The organism is Streptomyces tricolor, assembly GCF_002155905.1.
Taxonomy (GTDB): domain Bacteria; phylum Actinomycetota; class Actinomycetes; order Streptomycetales; family Streptomycetaceae; genus Streptomyces; species Streptomyces tricolor.
The window spans coordinates 1-18139 of sequence record NZ_MUMF01000836.1; the positions used below are offsets into that span (position 1 = coordinate 1).

Below are 18139 nucleotides of genomic sequence, written 5' to 3' on the forward strand. Positions count from 1 at the left end.
GCAGTGCGTGCGTCCGCTCCCACGCGGCCTCGTCGCTCGCGTACTGGTTGACGGCGAGCAGCAGGTTGATCAGTCGCGTGAGCACCTCGTGCGAGTCCTTGACCCCGTCGTCCCGCAGGTTCTCGATCGCCGCGACGACATGGCGCTGCGAGGACCGTACATCCCCGTCCTCGTACAGCGCCGCGTAGGCAGCCGCGACCACCGAGGCGGGGGAGTGGCTGCCGCCGGGCGTGGGGTCCGAGCCGACCAGTTGCCGGGCCTGGCCGAGCAGGCCGGCGTGACCGGCCACGAACGCCGCGTCCCCCAGCCGCCTGGACCGCTCCTCCGGCCGCTCGCTCAGCTCCGCCGCGCGGGTCAGCCAGGACACGGCCACCATCGCACCGCCGCGCCGGATCACCGACTCGGCCGCCGCCTCCAGCGCGGCCGCGACCTCCTCGTCCGGGTCGATCGTCGCTGCCGCCAGATGCGTGGCACGCCGTTCCACGTCCGCACGGTGCACCTGTGCGAGGGCCGCGTGCGCCGCGCGCCGCTCGTTGGGGGTCGCCAGCTGGACGACGGTCGAACGCACCAAGGGGTGCCGGAAGACGAAGTCGCCGCTGAGCGGATCGATGTCCAGCAGGCCGCCCGCCGCGGCCTCGTCCGCGTTCAGCATGCGGTAGCGCGTGCGACGCGGGTGCCGGGCCGCCGTGCCCGCTCCGACGCCGTCCAGGGCGCCGCGCAGCAGTTCCGTGCGCACGGCGTCGCCCAGAGCCCTGATGCGGTCGCCGTACACCTGCTGGAGGCGCTGCGGCAGGGGGACGCCCAGGTAGCCGGACAGGACCTGCCGGTTGTCCGCCGGGCGGCCGTTGCGCAGCACATGGGGCGGCAGTTCCAGCAGAGCCAGGGCGTTGCCCTGGGCCTCGTCGAGCACCAGACGCCGGATCACCGGGTCCAGCCCCGGATGACGCAGGTCCAGGAGCTGCTCGGACGCCTCCTCCGACAAGGTCGTCACCGCGAGCTGGGGCAGTGCGGCCGTGTCGAAGCCGGAGGGCACGTCGGAGCGCAGCCCGACGACGAGCTTCACCGAGCTGCCGGTGAGCCGTCGCCCCACGAATCCGCACACCTCGATGCTGGAGGTGTCGAGCCACTGGCCGTCGTCGAGCACCAGCAGGAGGGGGTGCTGCGACGTGGCGAGCGACAGCAGGTCCAGGACGGCGATGCCGAGGGTCATGACCGAGGGAGGTGAGCCCTCGCTGCGGCCGAAGACGACGTCGAACACCTCCCGGTGGCTGTCGTCCAGCCGGTCGATGTGCGGGAGCAGCGGGTGGAGGAACTGGTGCAGGCCGGCGAACGGCAGCTCCGACTCGGCCTCCACACCGGCCGCCCGGATGACTCGGTGCCGCTCGCCCGCGGCGAGGGCGGAGACGTGTTCCAGCAGGGCGCTCTTGCCCACGCCCGTGTCGCCGCGCAGGACCAGGGCTCGGCCCTCGGCGGCCGTCACGAACTCGGACAGCACCTCCTGCTCGCGCTCACGACCGACCATCGCCCCGGCGATCGACTCCATCGTTCCCCCACTTCCTCTTGCGCTGGACGAGACCGGCTCACACGCTGTGGCGGTCGCTCACACGCGGCGCGCCCGGGCACAGCCGCCGGAGTACGTCGTCGTTCCCCCTCGCCCTGGCGGCGACCGCCCCCCACAGCCGCCATGTGCCGACCTGGCGGAAAAGACTAGATGCCCCGGGGAGATTGCGATACTGGGTGTTTCCTGGTCCATGTGGTGCGGACACGGGCGGACCGGGCCTTCGCCGAAGGCGCCGCCCAGGCCGAGGCGGTGTGTGTCACCTGACCGGTCCGGCTCGGCTGCCTGGCCCACGTGCCCAGCAGCCTGACCGCCCCACCGTACGCCTCGACCGGCCCACGCCCCACAGGGTTTCGGTCGACGACATGCCCGGACACCACCTGCGTCCCCGTCGCCTCCCGACACCCACGGGTCCCCGCGACATCCATGCTTCCGACACCCATGCGTACGCGCCGTCCCCGCCCATGTCGCTACCCGCCGACCCCGTCCGGCGCGCTCTCGGAGAGCCGTTTGAGCTGTGCCATCCAGAGGGTGTTCAGACGCTGCGCCCACACGGGCGACTTCGCGGCGAGGGACTGTGCCGCAGGACCGCGGACCACGTTCGCGATCACCGCGTGGGTGCCACCCGCGACAGCGGTGAGCAGCCAGGCCTGGTACACCTGCACCCCCGCCCCCACCCCCGACCACCCGAGCCGACGGGGCGCCACCCGCTCCCCCATGAAGACCTCGAACCGCTGCCCGTGGAACAGCACCTCGTACGTCCGGGCGAGCGGACCGGCCCGCGTCTCGGTGATGCCCGGAACCCACTGCGGCCACCTCGGCACATCGGCCAGCAGCGCGAAGGCCGTGGCGGGCGGCGCGTGCACCACGGCCTGCGCCTGGCAGAAACTGTGGGCCTGCTCGGGCGAGAAACCCGATGGCCAGTGGATGTCCGGATGGCTGTCCGAGGTGTCGGGCATCCGGTCTTCCTTTCGTGTCGCCGTCGGCGGCTCCAGGGGCGGCCACCGCGGGAGAAGGCGCCAGGGCCCGCTCCAGCGTCCACTGTGCGCGGGGCCGACGGACCCGGCATACGTCAAATGACTGAGCGAACGCCGGAGTCGTCAGCGCCTCCCACCCCTCGTCACTCCTCCCGGTCGAGGCCGAGGTCGGAGAGTGCGTCCCGCAGCGCGGCACGGGAACTGATGCCGAGTTTGGGATAGATCTGGTAGAGGTGCGTGCCGATGGTCCGATGGGACAGGTACAGCCGCTCCGCGATCTGCTTGTTGGTCAGCCCCGTCGCCGCGAGCGTGGCGATCTGAAGTTCCTGGGCGGTCAGGGCCACGGGTCCCGGCCGCACGGAGGCCGGTGCGGACCGGCCGCTCGCCCGCAGTTCGGCCGCCGCACGCGTCACCCAGGGCTTGGCGCCCAGCCGCTGGAAGGCGTCCATGGCCTGGGTCAGCTGCTCCCTGGCCTCCGTGGTGGCTCGCAGCCGCCGCAGCCGTTCGCCGTGGAAGAGACGGATGCGGGCGGCGTCGAACGGCCAGCGTTCCGGCCCCGGCAGGGCCAGTGCCCGCTCGAACAGGGCGACGGACTCCTCGCCGGGAGTCGTCAGCGCCTCGCAGGCCGTGACCAGCAGTTCGAGGCGGGGCGACAGCTCGGCCATCGCGGACGCGCGCATCGCCGCCGCGTGGGCGGCCGCCTCCTGCTCCCGTCCGGTCCGCAGAGCCGCCTCGACCAGGTCCATCGTGCCCCACATGGCGATCGGCACGTAGGGGGCCACGGTCCCGGGTCGACTGAGCGCGCGGGCGTGCCGGTAGGCGGTCTCGAAGTCACCGTTGCCGAGGGCGGCCAGTGCCCTGGCGTGGCTGGCGAAGAACCGTGCGCCGAGGGCCCCGCGGGGTGTGGCCCACCGGACGATCTCCTCGGTCAGCGCGGCGGCGGTCTCCGCGTCGCCCTGCGCCGCGGCCACGGCCGCCCGCACGTACTGGAAGTACCATGCGAAGAATCGGTAGTCGTGGTCCGCGCACAGGGCGAGTCCCTCGGCGGCCAGCTCCGCGGCGTCGTCCCAGCGCCCCAGGTGGAAGTAGTCCAGGCCCAGGTGCATCAGCGCGCCCAGATGCCGGCGCACCGGCGCCGTGCCGGCGCGGCCCTGCTCCACCAGCCGGCGGGTGGCGAACCGGAAGTTCCCGAGCCGGTCGGCGAAGACCGAGGCGGTGCCGACGCGGATCACCCGCGTGGGATCGTCCCCGACGGTGGCGATCAGCTCCTTCAGCCGGGGCAGCGCGGAGGGACCTGTGCGCGCCGGGTCGGCGAAGGTGCGCACGATGACCCACAGCAGCGCCGGCGGTTCGGGGGTGAGGCGGTCCATGAACGTCAGCAGCGGCTGCCACAGCGCGGGTTCACCGCCGTACCAGCACAGCAGCACCAGCAAGTGCAGGGCCTCGACGAGGGCCTCGTCGGAGGCGTCGTAGCCGTGATCACCGGACTCGATCGCCCCGACCAGCAGCCGGTAGGCGGTGTCGATGTCGCCGTCCCGGTTGATCAGCAGGAACGCGGACGCGGCCGCCGCGTGCAGCGACTGCCGCCCGGTACCGGGATGGACCAGCTGGGCCCCCGCCAGCAGACGCGAGGCGTCCTCCAGTTCACCGCTGGAGTCCACGCCCACGTACGCCGCCTCGGCCAGCCGGCGGCTCTCGTCCGCCGCGGTGGGGCTGAGCCCGGCGGCCCGGGTCAGCGCCGTCACCGCGCCGAGCGCGTCCCCGCGGCGAAGCCGGCGCCGCGCCGCCTCCTCCAGCAGGGCCGCGACTGTCGCGTCCGGACCACTGGCCGCCTCTCCCAGATGCCAGGCGCGCCGCTCCAGCTGGTCGCCGAGCACATCGGCGAGCGCCTGGTGAGTCCTTCTGCGTTCGGACGCGGTGGCCAGCTCGACCACCGCCGAGCCGATGAGCGGGTGCCGGAAGGACAGCCGCCGGTTGTCCGCCGAGACCGTCACCAGCCGACTGCGTTCGGCGGGGGCCAGATCGTCGATGGCGGCCCGGCCGGCCGCGGCCGCCTCGATCGTTGCCAGGTCACCGGTGCCGTCGAGGGCGGCGATCAGCAGCAGCTCCCGGCTGCGCTCGGGCAGCCCGGCCACGCGCGAGGCGAACATGGCCTGCAGGCGCTCGGTCAGGGGCAGCACGGCGGGCACCGCCGCCAGGGTCGCGCGCTGCTCGGCGGAGAGCGCCACCGGCAGCTCCACCAGCGCCAGCGGGTTGCCGCGTGCCTCGGCGGCGATACGTCGCCTGACCGCGGGGGAGACATCGGGGTGGGCCAGCGCGAGCAGCTCGGCCGACGCCGCGTCGTCGAGCGGTGCCAGCCGGTGCTCGGTCAGGCCGCTGGACTCGAAGAAGCTGTCGGAGCCCGTACGGGAGGCCGCGAGGAAGCCGATACGGCTTCCGACGAGCCGCCGCGCCACGAAACCGAGCACGGCGTTGGTCGCCCGGTCCAGCCACGGCAGGTCGTCCACGACGAGCAGCAGCGGCGTGTCGGCGGCTGTCAGCCGCAGCAGCAGCAGGACCGCGGTGGAGGTCAGCAGGCGGTCGGGAGCCGGCCCGCCGCCGATGCCGACGGCGACCCGCAGGGCGTCGCGGTGCGGGTTGTCCAGGACGTCGAGTTCGTCGAAGAGCGGCACGAGGAGCTGGTTGAGGCCCGCGTAGCTGATGTCCGCCTCGAACTGCACACCGGCCGCGCGCAGTACCCGGACGCCGTTGTGCCCGGCGCTTGTCGCCACCGCGTCGAGCACCGCGCTCTTGCCCACCCCGGCCTCGCCCGACAGCAGCAGGGCGGCACCGTGAACCTCGGCGTTGCCGAAAAAGGATCGGATGAACGACAGGTCCGCGTCGCGTCCGACCAGCCGAGGCGAGGCCGGGCAGACGGTCGAGTCCGGATCAGTCATCGGGCTGCCTCCAACGGCCGGCGTACGGAGGCCCGGTGCCTTGCGCCGGCCTGGCTGTGCCTGCACCAGATCCGTGCACCCCCATGCGATCACCGCAGTCTAGAGGACGCCGGGTGCACCACCCCCGGCCCTTCGCCGACCCGGTCCCGTACGCAGGCGAGGGCAGCCCGCCCGCGCCGCGGCGGCACTGCGGCGACGCGCCACTAGCCCGCGTGGACGGTCGTGGACGCCGGCATCAGGCCGTGTACGTGGCTGCATGGCTGACCGGAGATGTGCCACCGGGTGGCGGCACTGCGATGCACCGTCGTCGGACCGGTTCCGGAGCCCGGGGCGAAGGAGTACGCGCAGGAGTGCGCCACGTTCGACCTGATATGCGAGCTGCACGCGGCGGTGGCGGTCGGGGCGCCTGGCGAGCAGGACGTCCGCACGGCGATCCGGTTCGCCGCCCTTGTCCGGCTGCCGGTCGCTGCGAAGACCTTCGCCCACCCGGGCAGGTGCCATGACCGCGGGGAGGTCGTCGAGGACCTCGACGTGCGGCGCGAACGCGATCTGCTGTGCGGTGCCGGGGCCCGTCACCGCATCCCTGGCCGCCGGCAGCCGCGCGCTCCGGGGTGTCGAGCGCCCGACAGCCCTCGGAGAAGCACAGCGAGGTCGGCGGCGTGCCCAGCTTCTCGTCGTCGGCGGGCGTGCAGCGACACCCGGGACTCCAGCAGGATCCCCAACGAGGAGTGCGGCCGGGCGAAGCCGGCGAGGGTGAGCAGCCGGCGCACGTGGTCGCGGCGGCGGACGGCCGTGAAGGAGGACCAGGCATGGTCCACCGCCCCGGGACGACGTACGCGAGCACGTCTCACCCCTCCTCGCACTTCCGCCACCGCCCGAGCAAGGACGGCGCCAGGGTTCACCGCCGGGGGTGACACCCGGGCCGCTACGCAGTCCTGCGCTTCGCCGTGTTCCGGGCGGGCTGCTGCGCGGTCCAGGAGGTGAGGATGCGCAGGGCGTCGTGGGAAGCGCTGCCCGGCTCGGCGGTCAGGACCATCAGACGCTGCCCCGAGCCGTCGGGGCTGGCCCAGGTGTCGCAGTCGAGAGTCAGGTCGCCGACGAGGGGGTGGCGGTACTGCTTGGTGCCGTAGGCGGCCGTGACGACGCGGTGTTCCGCCCACCACGTGCCGAAGTCGGGAGCCTGGACGATCAGTTCGCCGACGAGGCGGGCCAGGTGGGGATCGTCCGGGTCGGCCGCGGCTTCCATGCGCAGGGCGGCGAGGGCGTCGCGGGCGTCGTGTTCCCAGTTCCGGTGCATGCCGCGGACGGCCGGGTCGGAGAACAGCAGATACACGTAGTTGCGGCGGTCGGGCGGGACGGCCGAGAAGTCCGTGTAGAGGGCGACCGCGGCCTGGTTCCAGGCCAGGATGTCCAGGCGCTCGCCGAGCACCAGGGCAGGGGTATGGGTGAGCTGGTCGAGCAGACGGCGCATGGCGGGGCGCAGACGTTGGGCGGGCCGCCGGCGGCGTGGGCGGTCGTCGCTCCGGCCGGCGAGCTCGTACAGGTAACTCTGCTGGTCCTCGTCGAGACGGAGGGCGCGGGTCAGGGTGGCCAGGACAGGGGCGGACGCGCGGACGCGGCCCTGTTCGAGGCGGGTGTAGTAGTCCACGCTGATCGCGGCGAGCCGGGCGACCTCCTCACGGCGCAGCCCGGCCACCCTACGGCCGGAGCCCGCGTCGGGCAGTCCGCACTCCTGCGGCGTCAACTGCGCCCGGCGCGCTTTGAGGAAGGCGCCGAGGCGAGCAGGGGAGTTCATGTTGTTCACCGTCAATCTCGGTCGAACACGACGACGCCGGGAACGGGTGCCGCCGCCGGCCGTCTCTGGGTTTCCGCGCCGCGCGGACCGTGCCCCAGTAGCGCGCTCGGTGGCGGCACTGGACTGCGGGAACCTGCTCGGGCCCGGTCCGGCGGAGCCGGGGAGGGTCAGCGCACGGTGGCGCGGGCGGCTCGCTCGATGACGTCCGCGACGAGGTGGGGGTGGGAGACGGCGACGGAGTGCGAGGCGGCCACCTCGGTGACGTGGGCGTGAGCGCGCTTGGCCATGAAGCGCTGGACGGCGGCCGGGATATTGAGGTCCTCGGTGGTGACGATGTCCCAGCTGGGCTTGGTCTTCCAGGCGGCGACGGTGGCCTTCTCCTCCAGAGCGGCCTGGGCGATGGGACGCTGCTCGACGGCCATGAGGGCCGCCTGCCCCTTGGGCACGTCGGCGGCGAACTGGTGGCGGAACTTGTCCTGCTGGATGTACAGGTCGGTGGCGGTGGTGCCGTCGGCCTGCCGATAGGTGACCGGGTCCAGGGCATCGGGGAGCGTGGAGCCCGGAAACTTGTCGGTGAGCTGCAGCGCGGTCTCCCCGGGAGCCGGGAGGAAGGCGGCGACGTAGACCAGCGCCTTGACGTCGGGGTCGCCGACGGCGGCCTCGCTGATGACGTTGCCGCCGTAGGAGTGGCCGACGAGGATCTTCGGGCCCTTGATGTGGTCGAGGACCGTACGCAGGGCGGCGGCGTCGTTGGCCGGGCCGCGCAGCGGGTTGGCGGCGGCGACGACGGGGTAGCCGTCGGCGCGCAGATCGGCGATGACACCGTTCCAGCTGGAGCCGTCGGCGAAGGCGCCGTGTTCCAGGACGACGGTCGGCTTGACCCGCGGTCCGCCGGCAGCGGCCTCGGTGCCGGTCGCCCCGTCCGCGGTGCCGCTCAGGGCGAACGCGCCGAGAGCGAGTCCCGCAGTGAGCGTCGAGACCGCACCTGTCACCGCTCGCCTGTGCCCACCCTTGATGCTCACCACGACAGACTCCTTCAGCACTTTGCGGAAATGGGCGAACCGGCCTCGCCGGATTCATCACCGCCCTGACAGGTGACGAATCTGCCAGAAGGTTCGTCACTCGTCAAGGCGGTGATGCCTAGGGGTGGGTTCCCTGCTTACGGCCGCTGGCGCACTTCGGTGAGGCGGTGCCGTGGGTCGTGTCGATGAGCTGCGGGAGCGGTCGAGCCGCTGTTGCCGAGGGGGACGCAGGTTCCGGTGTCCGGCAGCGGCGGCACGAGGTCCTGCTGGCCGGGCTGAACGCGGAACGGAATCCGGACCGTCCGGCTGCGTGGTCGATTCCTCGTACGGCAGGGCACCGGAAGGGGGGCCCCACGGGCCCGTCGCCGGCCGACCGGGGCCGGGCCGGCTCCAGACACCGCCTGGTCACCGACAGACACGGCACCCCGTTCGCCGTCCTCCTGGCCGGCGGCAGCCGCAACGACGTCATCCGGTTCCTGCCGCTGCCGGATGCCGCTGCCAGATTCCGCGCCGCCCATTCGTGGCGGTGTCGGCGGACCCGTCGTAGCCGCGTGGCGCTCTACGCGGACCGCGACTACGGCCGCGACTGCCGCCGCAGGGTCCTCCGAGCCCGCGGCATCATGTCCGCCATCGCATGGCGAGGCGCCGGTCACGGCACCGGCGTCCACCGGTGGGTGGTTGAGCGGACCCTTGCCCGGACCCACGGTTTCCGTGGGTCGGCTGCCCCGGTCGGCAGCGTCACCGCCGCGTCCCGGGCCGGGAGTGCCCGCGGCACCGGGGACTCCGCCTTGAAGGGACCGACAGGGGACGCGGGCCACCGTGCGAGTGCGGGAACGGTGGCTCGGAGATAGCCGGCGGCCCGGAGGTCCACGGTGTGGCTCGGAGGGGGGCGCCTCAGAGGTGGTCGGCGTCCACGACCGCCTGGGCGAAGACGGTGGGCGCTTCCTGCGGCAGGTTGTGGCCGATGTCCGCGACGGTGCGGTGCTGGTAGGGGCCGGTGAAGTGGCTGCGGTAGGCGGAGCCGTCCCCGGGCGGGGTGAAGGGGTCCAGGGCCGGATCCAGGGTGATGGTGGGGACGCCGATGGAGGGCTGGGCGGCGAGATGCTGCTCGTAACGGTCGTAGCGGGGCTCGCCGTCGATGAGGCCGATCCGCCAGCAGTAGTTGAAGAGGACGATGGCGGCGTAGTCCGGGTTGAGGAAGGCCTGGGCGGTGCGCTGGTACGTGGCGTCGTCGAAGTCCCAGTTGGGGGAGACGAGGGTCCACACATAGCGGCACAGGGCGAGACGCTCGTCGGGGTCCTCCATCGCCTTCTTGCCGCGCTCGGTGGCGAAGTACCACTGGTACCACCAGTTGTGCTCGACGGCGGGTGCGGCGGGCTCCAGCTGTGCCCTGCGATCGGTGATGAGGTAACCGCTGGTGGAGACCAGCGCCTTGACGCGGTCGGGCCACAGGGCGGCGATGATGTCGCCGGTGCGCGAGCCCCAGTCGAAGCCGGCCAGAACCGCTTTGTGGATCTTGAGCGCGTCCATCAGGGCGATGATGTCGAGAGCGATCGCGGACTGCTCGGCGGTGCGGGGCGTGCGGCTGGACAGGAAGCGCGTGGTGCCGTGGCCGCGCAGGTAGGGCACGATGACGCGGTAGCCCAGGTCGGCGAGGAGCGGGGCGACGTCGACGTAGCTGTGGATGTCGTAGGGCCAGCCGTGCAGGCAGATGACGACCGGGCCGTGACGGGGTCCGAGCTCGGCGTAACCGACGTCGAGGACGCCCGCCTTGACGTGCTTCAGCGCCGGGAAGGCGGTGTGGGTGCCGGGGGCGATGGTGGGCACGGTGGGTGCCGTCCCGCCTCGCGGCTGTCGCGCGGCAGTCGTGGCGGACGCCTGGCTCTGCAGACCGGTCAGTGCCACGGCGGCCGCGCCGGTGCCCAGGCTGACGGCCTTGCTGAAAGTACGCCTGTTGATCATCTCAATCCTCCGTCGTGCGTGTCCCGTGACCCCTCCGTGCCGGGAGACTCCGTCGCACACCTCTGCGGCACAGGATCACCGCGGCTTGCGGCGCGATGACTCTCGCACGCGGCTAGTCACCAGTCAAATAGGTGACGCTCCCTCGTTCCGTGGTGGAGCTGGAGGACCCGCGTACGACCTGGATGCGCACAAGCCTCCGTCCTGCGGCCCGGACCGGTCGCTCACACTCTCGCCCGAAGGCGGATCCGGACACATCAGTCACATGACGGTACGATCCTTCGACGGGGCTGGACAGGTGACGTGCCGCAGGTGACGCGCCACAGTGGCGCCTGGTGCCCAGGTGCAACTCCGCAAGTGACGTGACTGGGCGACACGTGTGGCTTCACGGCGGCCACGCCGTGCCTTGCGCCCGGCCGGCCGAAGGGCTCGGTCATTCGACTGAAGCGATGCGTCGCGCAATGTGGAGGGAGGTGATGCCCGGCTCGGAGAACATTCGCCTGGAGCGGGCCGAGCTTGACGCCGATGCGCCGCTGGGCGTCGGTCCCGGACGGCCCAGTGCGGCGGCTGCGGATCGGACGACCCGGCGGGCGACCTCGGTGGCGAGCACCGGGTCACCGGGTCACCGGGGAACATCTTCCGTTGTCCGACTGGGGTTTACGCTCATCCCGACCGCGGCAGGGCCCTGGGCGCATGTCATCGGAGGGAAGAACGCCCGGGTCGGCAAGGGTACGGAAGCGTCTCCAGCCGGGTCGCGCGTCCCGGACGCGCGCCGGTGACCTGGCTGCCGGAACCCGGTCGAGCGCGCCCCCTCGACCGGACCCCGGCGCGGCCAGGCCCGACGCTCCGGCGTGGTTACGCCGGTACCACCCGGTAGCTGAGCGCCGCCCACGGCAGGTTGGACTGCGCCAGCGAGCCGCTGGCCCACGAGGCACCAGCGCAGCCGGCCCCGGAGTAGACCACCACGGAGCGGGAGCCGGAGACGATCTGGATCGACAGGGACGCCTTCGACGGGGTGTGACACGTGCCGAGGTCGTCGAGGTCTACCGCCGTCACCGTGCCGGTCCCGTTGCTGCCCGCATACAGGTAACCGCCCTCCTGAAGGGGAGGCCAGTCGGCGGCCCCGGCCGTCCCGGCGCCAAGGCCGATCAGGGTCGCGGCCGTGGCGGCGGCAGCGGCTGCGCTACGGATCGTCGTCCTGGGGATGAACATGTGATCCACTCTTTCGGATGCGTGCCGCCGCGGCTGCGTGTCGGCACGATGGGTTCGACATATGACCGTGGACGATCATCCCACGTTCGCACACGTATGAGCAGGGTCAATCCGGCCAGGCCGGCGGGTGTCGCGCCCTGGTGCGCGCACTTCTCTTGGCTGTCGAGAAGGTTGGCGTCCGGTGTGTCACCGGCGGTCGTGTCGGTCCGTCTGGTCCTTGACAGGGATACCCGACGCGTGGATGCTCGCAACCTGTCAAGGCGGTGACGCACTCCGAGTGTGTGTCGCACGCCCCCGGGCCGGACGCGAGGAAGCGGCATGATCAGCAGGCGGAGACTGACCCAGGCCATGACGGTGACAGGGGTGGCGGGGGCCGACGGCCTCGCCGGGACCCGTCAGGCGTCGGTGCTCCCGGCTCAGGCTGCGGGAGGGGTGCCGGTCGGCCCGGTGATGCAGGGGCTCGGACCGGTGCTCCGGGCCCGCACCGACGTCCTGGACATCGCCTACCACGCCGTCGGCCCGGCCGGCGGCAAGCCGGTGATCCTCCTGCACGGCTGGCCCTTCAGCCCGGTCGGATCCTATGCCGAGGTGGCACCCGCGCTGGCCCGGCGCGGATACCGGTGCTACATCCCGTATCTACGGGGCCATGGGGAGACCCGGTTCCTCAGCCAGGACATCTTCCGGTCCGGCCAGCAGGCGGCGCTCGGCGCGGATCTGGTCGCCTTCCTGGACGCCCTGTCCGTGCCTCGGGCCCTGTTCGCCGGGTACGACTGGGGCGGGCGGGCCGCGGACGTCGCCGCGGCGCTGTGGCCGCAGCGCTGCACCGCCCTGGTCTCCGTGAACGGCTACCTCATCCAGAACCTCGCCGTGGCCCAGGAGCCGCTGGCCCCCTCGATCGAGTCGGGCTACTGGTACTTCTTCTACTTCCTCACCGAGCGCGGGCGGAAGGGACTCCAGCGCAACCGGGAGGACCTGGCCCGGGTGGTCTGGCATCGCAATTCGCCCGCATGGCAGTTCACCGAGGCCGAGTTCGCCCAGGCGGCCGAGCTGTGGACCAACCCCGACTACGTCGACGTGGTGATCCACAGCTACCGGCACCGTCTGGCCGCCGCTCACGGCGACCCCCGGTACGCCGGACTGGAGCGCAGGCTGTTGGACCAGCCGAGGATCAGCGTGCCCGCGGTCACCCTGGACGGGCAGGCCGACGGCGTCGTCCAGGCGACCGACGGCAGCGGGTACGCCGCTCACTTCGCCGGCCCCTGGGTGCATCACGTCGTCCCCGGCGCCGGGCACAACCTCGCTCAGGAACGGCCCGACGCCTTCACCGCGGCGGTCCTCGAAGCAGACGCCCTGAGGTGAGCGGCGACATGCTCGTCACCAGCTTGACAGGTGACGCGGGGCGGCGCAGGCTGGAGTCGTCCTCGGTGGCAGGGGACGCCATCCACGAGAGAGGAAGTGGAGCATGGCCATGAACGAGGAACTCACCGGCGACACAGCCGCCGCGGCGGCTCGCTACGCCCGCTACGGCAGGCTGCCCGAGCGCATACGTTTCGAGGAGATGACCGAGGAGGCGGAGTCCGGGCCGAGCGGCGGGGTGCGTGCCTCCTACAGTTCGGACGGCGCCTGGAAGTACTACTCGTGCCTGGCCCTCGACCTGGGCCTGTAGCCCGAGAACGGCACGCGCGCCGCCGCGCCCGACCCTGCGTCGCCGTCCAGGTCGCTGTGCGGACCTCGCGGTCCGTGGGCGACCTGGACGGCGACAGCGCACATGTCGCCCACCATCCGACCCGCCCCGGTGACACACACCTCGGGATTCCCACCTCGTGGTCCGTCGCGAGCCTGGATCATGAGATGCCGGTGCCGGAGGAGAGGATCGTGACGGAGGCCGCGGCGATATTCTCGGCGACCGGCACGCCAAGCCCGTCCAGGGTGTCCCCAGCGGGTCCCGCCAGCGGGGGAGTCCTGAGCAGTCAGCTCGCCTCGCCGCGTCGGTCTCACCGACTCGGGCATCGCTGAAGGACAGGGACGACCCAGCACTCCGGCCGGGAGCCAGAGTGATCAGGACCGGCGTGCCGGCGGTACGGGTCGGGTCTCAGCTCTTGCCGGTGCCCTCGGTGCATGCCGCTCCCGATAGCCGCCCAGCGCGCAGGTGTGAGCGGAGGTGCTGGTCAGCACCACGGAGAGGTGCGCCTGACCGGCCCGAGATCGGTCCGGCCGACCGAGGCACGGAGGTTGGGGGCGCGGAAGTCCGAGCACGGAGGTCCGGGGTGGGGGACCGACCGAGGTCTGAACGGCCGCTGCCGGCAGCCGCGGAGGTTGCGCGCGTGAGGCCATCGAGGTCGACACCGGCGTCGAACTGGCCTCCGAGCCAGGGCAGTCCGGCGCTGGCGGCCGGCCCTGTGCGACCCGCGCCCTGTGCTCCGGACCGCTGGGAGGGCACCGGCGATACGTCCTGACGGGTCCCGGGCCCATTCGCCCGCTCACGTGGCCCGGGCCACGCTGGGGCGTGAGCAGGGGGGCAGGTCGCCGTGCGCGCCCCTCGGACTCGGCGGTCTTGTCGTAGCGGGTGGCGATCCCTTGCCGCTGCTTCAAGCGGTTGAAGCGGCGTTCGACCGCGTTGCGCCGCTTGTAGAAGTGCTTGTCGAAGGCCGGCGGTCGTCCACCGCGGTGGCCGCGTCGGAGCCGGTTGCGGATCTGGTCGGACCGTTCCGGGATGGTATGGCCGACGCCCCGCCGCCCAAGCCGTTGTCCCACTCCGGTGTCCCACTCCGGGTCTGCCGGACACAGCAGGGCCCCGGTGGCGTTCAGGACGGGGACGGGGCCCTGGCCGCGTGCTTCACATGGTGTCAGGCGTCACTCGCGTGTCGCGCACGGAGTGCAGCAGGACGGGGCCGGTTCGACGCAGATGGTGACGGAGTCGGTGTTGTCGGAGGTGTCCGGCTCGGTCTCGTTGCCGGTCACCGTGGCGGAGTTGGTGAGCGGGCCCGCCTCCGTGGCCTTGGCGCGCAGGACGAGGGTCGCGGTGGCGCCGTCGGGTACGTCGCCGACCGCCCACTCGCCGGTCGCCGGGTCGTACGTGCCGGACGCGCTGTCGGCGGACAGGAAGGTGAGGCCGTAGGGGAGTTCATCGCTGACGACGACGCCGGTGGCCTGGTTCGGACCGGTGTTGCGGACGGTGATGCGGTACGTCACGGTCTGGCCGACGGCCACCGTGGTCGCGTCGGCCGACTTCGTCACGTTCAGGTCGGCCGCCGGAAGGACCTCGGTGACCTGCTCGTTGGACGTGGCGGTCAGCGGCTCCGGGGTGTCGCCGAGCCGGTTCTCGTAGGTGACGGTGGCGGCGTTGCTGATCTGCGAGCCGCCGGCGGACCGGTCGATGACCACCCGGTACTCCACCGTGGTGCCCGCCGGGACGGTCTCGGTATTGGGCAGACTGCCGCCCTGCCCGGCGCTCGCGCCGTTGCCCAGGTGGAAGACGACCCTGTTCGTCTCCTCGTCGAAGTACGCCTGGTCGTCGCCCTGTGCGTCGGTCTTCGGGCCCGTGTTCGGGCCGTCGACGATGCGCAGAGACCCGGGCACATACGTCGTGCCCTCCGGGATGTCGTCGCTCAGCACGAGGCTCTCCGCCGCGCCACCGCCCTCGTTCTTCGCGGTGATGCGGTAGGTGATGACGTCACCCACCTCCAACGGGCCGACGGGAGCGGCGGTCTTGGTCAGCACCAGGTGGGGAGCGGTGCCGAAGAAGATGCCGTCGAGGAAGTTGCCGATGCCGCGGTTGCCGCCGGCGGCGGAGACGGACCGGAAGGCGAAGCGGGTGGTGTGCTGCCCCTCGGGGACGGTGTAGGTGCCGGTGTAGTAGCCCCAGGCGGTGTTGCCGTCGGTGAAGCGCCGCTGCTCCACCGGGGAGCCGGGGGCACCGATGTCCAGGGCCATGGTGTCCTGCCCCAGCCGACCACGGTGGTAGAGCCGCCAGTACAGCGTGGACCCGGGCGTGGTCGGCAGGTCCTGGTAGAGCGTGGCGACCTCGTTGGCGTTCAGCTCGGCGAACTGCGCGCCCTCGGCCGCCGGCACGCCGTTGAACCCGGAGTGCCACAGTTCGATCATGTGGTCGGATGCGGTGGTGCGCCAGCCCGGGACGTACTTGGGCGCCTGTGTCTGCGAAGCGTCCGGCAGGATCTCGTAGTTGGTGACGGCGGGCTGCTCGAAGCTGCCATTGACCAGGGTAACCCGGAGCGGAGCGGTGGGAGGTGTGGTCATGGGTCTTCCCCTTGCGTCGGCGTTGCTGGAGTGCGTCCCAACCGGCCGCACACGCGGCGGAGGCGACGCCGGAACGCCAGCCAGAGCAGCGCATTCGCGTCACCTCGGGAAGAGACGGCCGATCGGCTCCGGCCAACCTCGTACGGCTGGTTTCAACGGCAGCCCGGGGACGCCTCTTTTTCCCGTCGGTATCCGTGGCCGCCAAGGACCTGTCACTCCGGTCACAAGCGCATCCCTGACACCAGACGCCAGCTCAGCCGTGGCCGAAAACGCCTGCACACCTCCGTGCCGCTCACCCTTTCCCAGGATGAATCGGGAAGCGTGAAGTTGACGCCCTCGGCGCACGGCACCGCTGCCGTGCGCCGAGGGCGCTGAGCCAATGCGCTACGCAGTGTCTTCAGATCTTGGGTGGTGGATCACGGGCGCCGTGATACGTCGCCATGAACTGTCAGATGCCGAGTGGGAGTTCGTTCGGCCGCTGCTGCCCGAATCGGTGCGGGGGAGGAAGCGCCTGGACGACCGCACGGTGCTCTACGGCATCGTGTGGAAGTTCCGTACGGGACCGCTTGGCGGAAGGTGCCCGAGCGATACGGCCCGTGGGCCACACTGCACACCTGGTTCCGCCGGTGGGCCCTGGACGGCACGTTCCCGCGGATGCTCCGGGCCGCCCAGGGGAGGGCGGACGCGGCCGGGGGAATCGACTGGCTCGTGTGGGTCGACTCCACCGTTGTCCGTGCGGCTGACGGGGAAACCGAGGTGACAGGCGCTACCGGCTGAGGCAGACTCGCGTCGTGCGCGATCGTGTAGATGCTTCTGCCGGCCTGGTGCTGCGGAGGTGGAAGGCCGAGGACGCCTGGGCGGTGATGACCGCCTTCGCGGATCCGCTCATGCGTGGCCAGTCCGTCGAGCCGGTTGATTCTGCCCAGGCTGCCGCGCGATGGATAACGGCTCGTGGTGAGCAGTGGGCTGCGGACTCGGCCTATTCCTTCGCCGTGGTCGATGACGGTGGCCTCGTTCTGGGACAGGTGTGTGTCGGCCCAGTGGACCGGCGTCATGCCACTGGATGGGTGTCCTACTGGACGACAGCCACCGCTCGTGGCCGGGGTGTGGCTTCCCGTGCCTGTCGTGCTGTGGCCCGCTGGGCTTTCGACGAGGCGGAACTCTTCCGGCTGGAGCTCGGACACCGGGTGAACAATCCCGCCTCATGCGCGGTGGCTCGCGCCGCTGGCTTCGCAGTGGAAGGGCAGCAACGGCAGAAGCTCGAATACGATGGCGTCCGCTTCGACGTAGAACTCCATGCCCGCCTGGCGATAGACACTGAGCCGTTTCCAACCTAGGCGATGGGCCGGCGACTTGCCGTGGGAACGGTGTCGGGGAAGAGATGAAGCTCCTGGTAGAGGGGTTGTTGTCGAATAAGGCCAACCTGTTTGCCCGGAGCTTCACGTGCTTGTCTATCCATCGGGAATCGATCTATCTGTCCAGCGCGACCCTGCGTTGCCTGACCGGCCTGTACGCCGCTGGGCGTTGCCACCGTCCATCGGTACGTCGCCGAGGCGGTCAAGCTCCTGGCCGCCCACGCGTCCGACCTCGCAACTGCCGTCCACTCCGCGACCCGCGAGGCGTTCGCGATCCTGGACGGCACCTTGCTGCCGATCGATCGGAACGCCGCCGACCGCCCCTACCCTGGCAAGCACAAGAAGCACGGTATGAATGGGCAGGTCATCGCCGATTCCTCGGTCGGCTGCTGTGGGTCTCGCCCGCGTTGCCCGGCGCAGTCCACGACGTCAAAGCCGCCCGCACGCGCGGCATCGTCGACGCCCTGACCGACGCCGGTGTGCGCTGCTGGGCCTACAAGGGCTACCAGGGAGCCGGCGGCGCCGTCTGCGTCCCCTACCACGGCCGCTGGGACAAGCTTTACGCAGGCCAGCGGGCCGTGAACGTCTCCCACGCCAAGGTCCGCGCCCTCGGCGAGCAGGCCATCGCAACCTTGAAGATCTGGCGGCTGCTGCGCGAGCTCCGCTGCGGCACCACGCGCATCACCGACCTGCCAAAGCCTTCCTCGCCCTCCATCGGGTGACCACGCTGAGTAGAAAAGTGACTCACGACGATCCAGGGCATCATCACCCGGCGCCCGCACGGCGACGCACCCTGGTGCCGGACCGGACAGCGGTCACAGGGCACGCCACGCACGTGCCCGGCGGTGACGATCACCATCGTTGCCGTTGGGCGTCAGCCACGATCTGAGTGGGTCCCGTTTCGTTGACCGGGGCCGCGAACACCGTTCCGGCCCGGCTCAGGGCGTCAGCACAACCCTGCCGAACACCTTCCCCGCGTCCATCTCACGGTGGGCCGGCACCGCCTGGTCGAGCGGCAACACTGCATGCACGACCGTGCGCAGGCCACCCTGCGCAGCATCGGCGAAG

General features: G+C 71.6%; 12 protein-coding genes and 3 pseudogenes. 5 read left to right on the forward strand and 10 right to left on the reverse strand.

The genetic code is table 11. The features are described 5' to 3' along the window. The 7 genes from CCN44_RS40370 to CCN44_RS40400 all read right to left on the reverse strand — a co-directional run. The coding region (locus CCN44_RS40370) for an AAA family ATPase (protein ID WP_158103218.1) at positions 1-1543 on the reverse strand (1543 nt) is incomplete at its 3' end. A 485-nt stretch (positions 1544-2028) separates the two neighbouring features. After that, positions 2029-2517, reverse strand: a complete 489-nt coding sequence (locus tag CCN44_RS40375) for an SRPBCC family protein (protein WP_086704110.1) — start codon at positions 2515-2517, stop codon at positions 2029-2031. A 161-nt stretch (positions 2518-2678) separates the two neighbouring features. Further along, complete coding sequence (locus CCN44_RS40380) at positions 2679-5471, reverse strand: ATP-binding protein (protein ID WP_086704113.1); 2793 nt, start codon at positions 5469-5471, stop codon at positions 2679-2681. Between the two features lie 925 nt (positions 5472-6396). Continuing rightward, complete coding sequence (locus CCN44_RS40385) at positions 6397-7266, reverse strand: helix-turn-helix domain-containing protein (RefSeq protein WP_086704141.1); 870 nt, start codon at positions 7264-7266, stop codon at positions 6397-6399. A gap of 167 nt (positions 7267-7433) precedes the next feature. After that, on the reverse strand, positions 7434-8291 hold the full coding sequence (locus tag CCN44_RS40390) for an alpha/beta fold hydrolase (RefSeq protein ID WP_086704116.1): 858 nt from the start codon (positions 8289-8291) through the stop codon (positions 7434-7436). A gap of 891 nt (positions 8292-9182) precedes the next feature. Beyond that, complete coding sequence (locus CCN44_RS40395; protein WP_086704120.1) at positions 9183-10250, reverse strand: alpha/beta fold hydrolase; 1068 nt, start codon at positions 10248-10250, stop codon at positions 9183-9185. Positions 10251-11102: 852 nt separating this feature from the next. Continuing rightward, the gene (locus CCN44_RS40400; RefSeq protein ID WP_086704122.1) at positions 11103-11459 is read right to left on the reverse strand and encodes a hypothetical protein; all 357 of its coding nucleotides are present in this window, start codon (positions 11457-11459) and stop codon (positions 11103-11105) included. Between the two features lie 318 nt (positions 11460-11777). On the opposite strand from CCN44_RS40400, the gene CCN44_RS40405 reads away from it, so the two are divergent. Then, complete coding sequence (locus tag CCN44_RS40405; protein WP_086704125.1) at positions 11778-12818, forward strand: alpha/beta fold hydrolase; 1041 nt, start codon at positions 11778-11780, stop codon at positions 12816-12818. 109 nt (positions 12819-12927) lie between these two features. Beyond that, entirely contained in the window at positions 12928-13125 is a 198-nt protein-coding gene (locus tag CCN44_RS40410; protein WP_086704143.1) for a hypothetical protein, read from the forward strand. An 875-nt stretch (positions 13126-14000) separates the two neighbouring features. Here CCN44_RS40410 and CCN44_RS47985 read toward each other — a convergent pair. Together CCN44_RS47985 and CCN44_RS40420 are read right to left on the reverse strand one after the other, a co-directional pair. After that, positions 14001-14108: pseudogene (locus tag CCN44_RS47985) on the reverse strand (IS5/IS1182 family transposase); the annotation flags it as partial. Positions 14109-14312: 204 nt separating this feature from the next. Then, positions 14313-15716, reverse strand: a complete 1404-nt coding sequence (locus CCN44_RS40420; RefSeq protein ID WP_086704133.1) for a DUF7507 domain-containing protein — start codon at positions 15714-15716, stop codon at positions 14313-14315. 379 nt (positions 15717-16095) lie between these two features. On the opposite strand from CCN44_RS40420, the pseudogene CCN44_RS47585 reads away from it, so the two are divergent. From CCN44_RS47585 to CCN44_RS40435, 3 genes and pseudogenes are all read left to right on the forward strand, one after another. Beyond that, a pseudogene (locus CCN44_RS47585) lies at positions 16096-16493 on the forward strand (transposase). A 14-nt stretch (positions 16494-16507) separates the two neighbouring features. After that, positions 16508-17053, forward strand: a complete 546-nt coding sequence (locus CCN44_RS40430; RefSeq protein ID WP_086704138.1) for a GNAT family N-acetyltransferase — start codon at positions 16508-16510, stop codon at positions 17051-17053. Between the two features lie 180 nt (positions 17054-17233). Then, positions 17234-17763: pseudogene (locus tag CCN44_RS40435) on the forward strand (transposase family protein); the annotation flags it as partial. A 246-nt stretch (positions 17764-18009) separates the two neighbouring features. Here the strand turns inward: CCN44_RS40435 and CCN44_RS40440 are convergent. Next, a partial coding sequence (locus CCN44_RS40440) for a zinc-binding dehydrogenase (RefSeq protein WP_143650412.1) occupies positions 18010-18139 on the reverse strand: 130 nt, incomplete at its 5' end.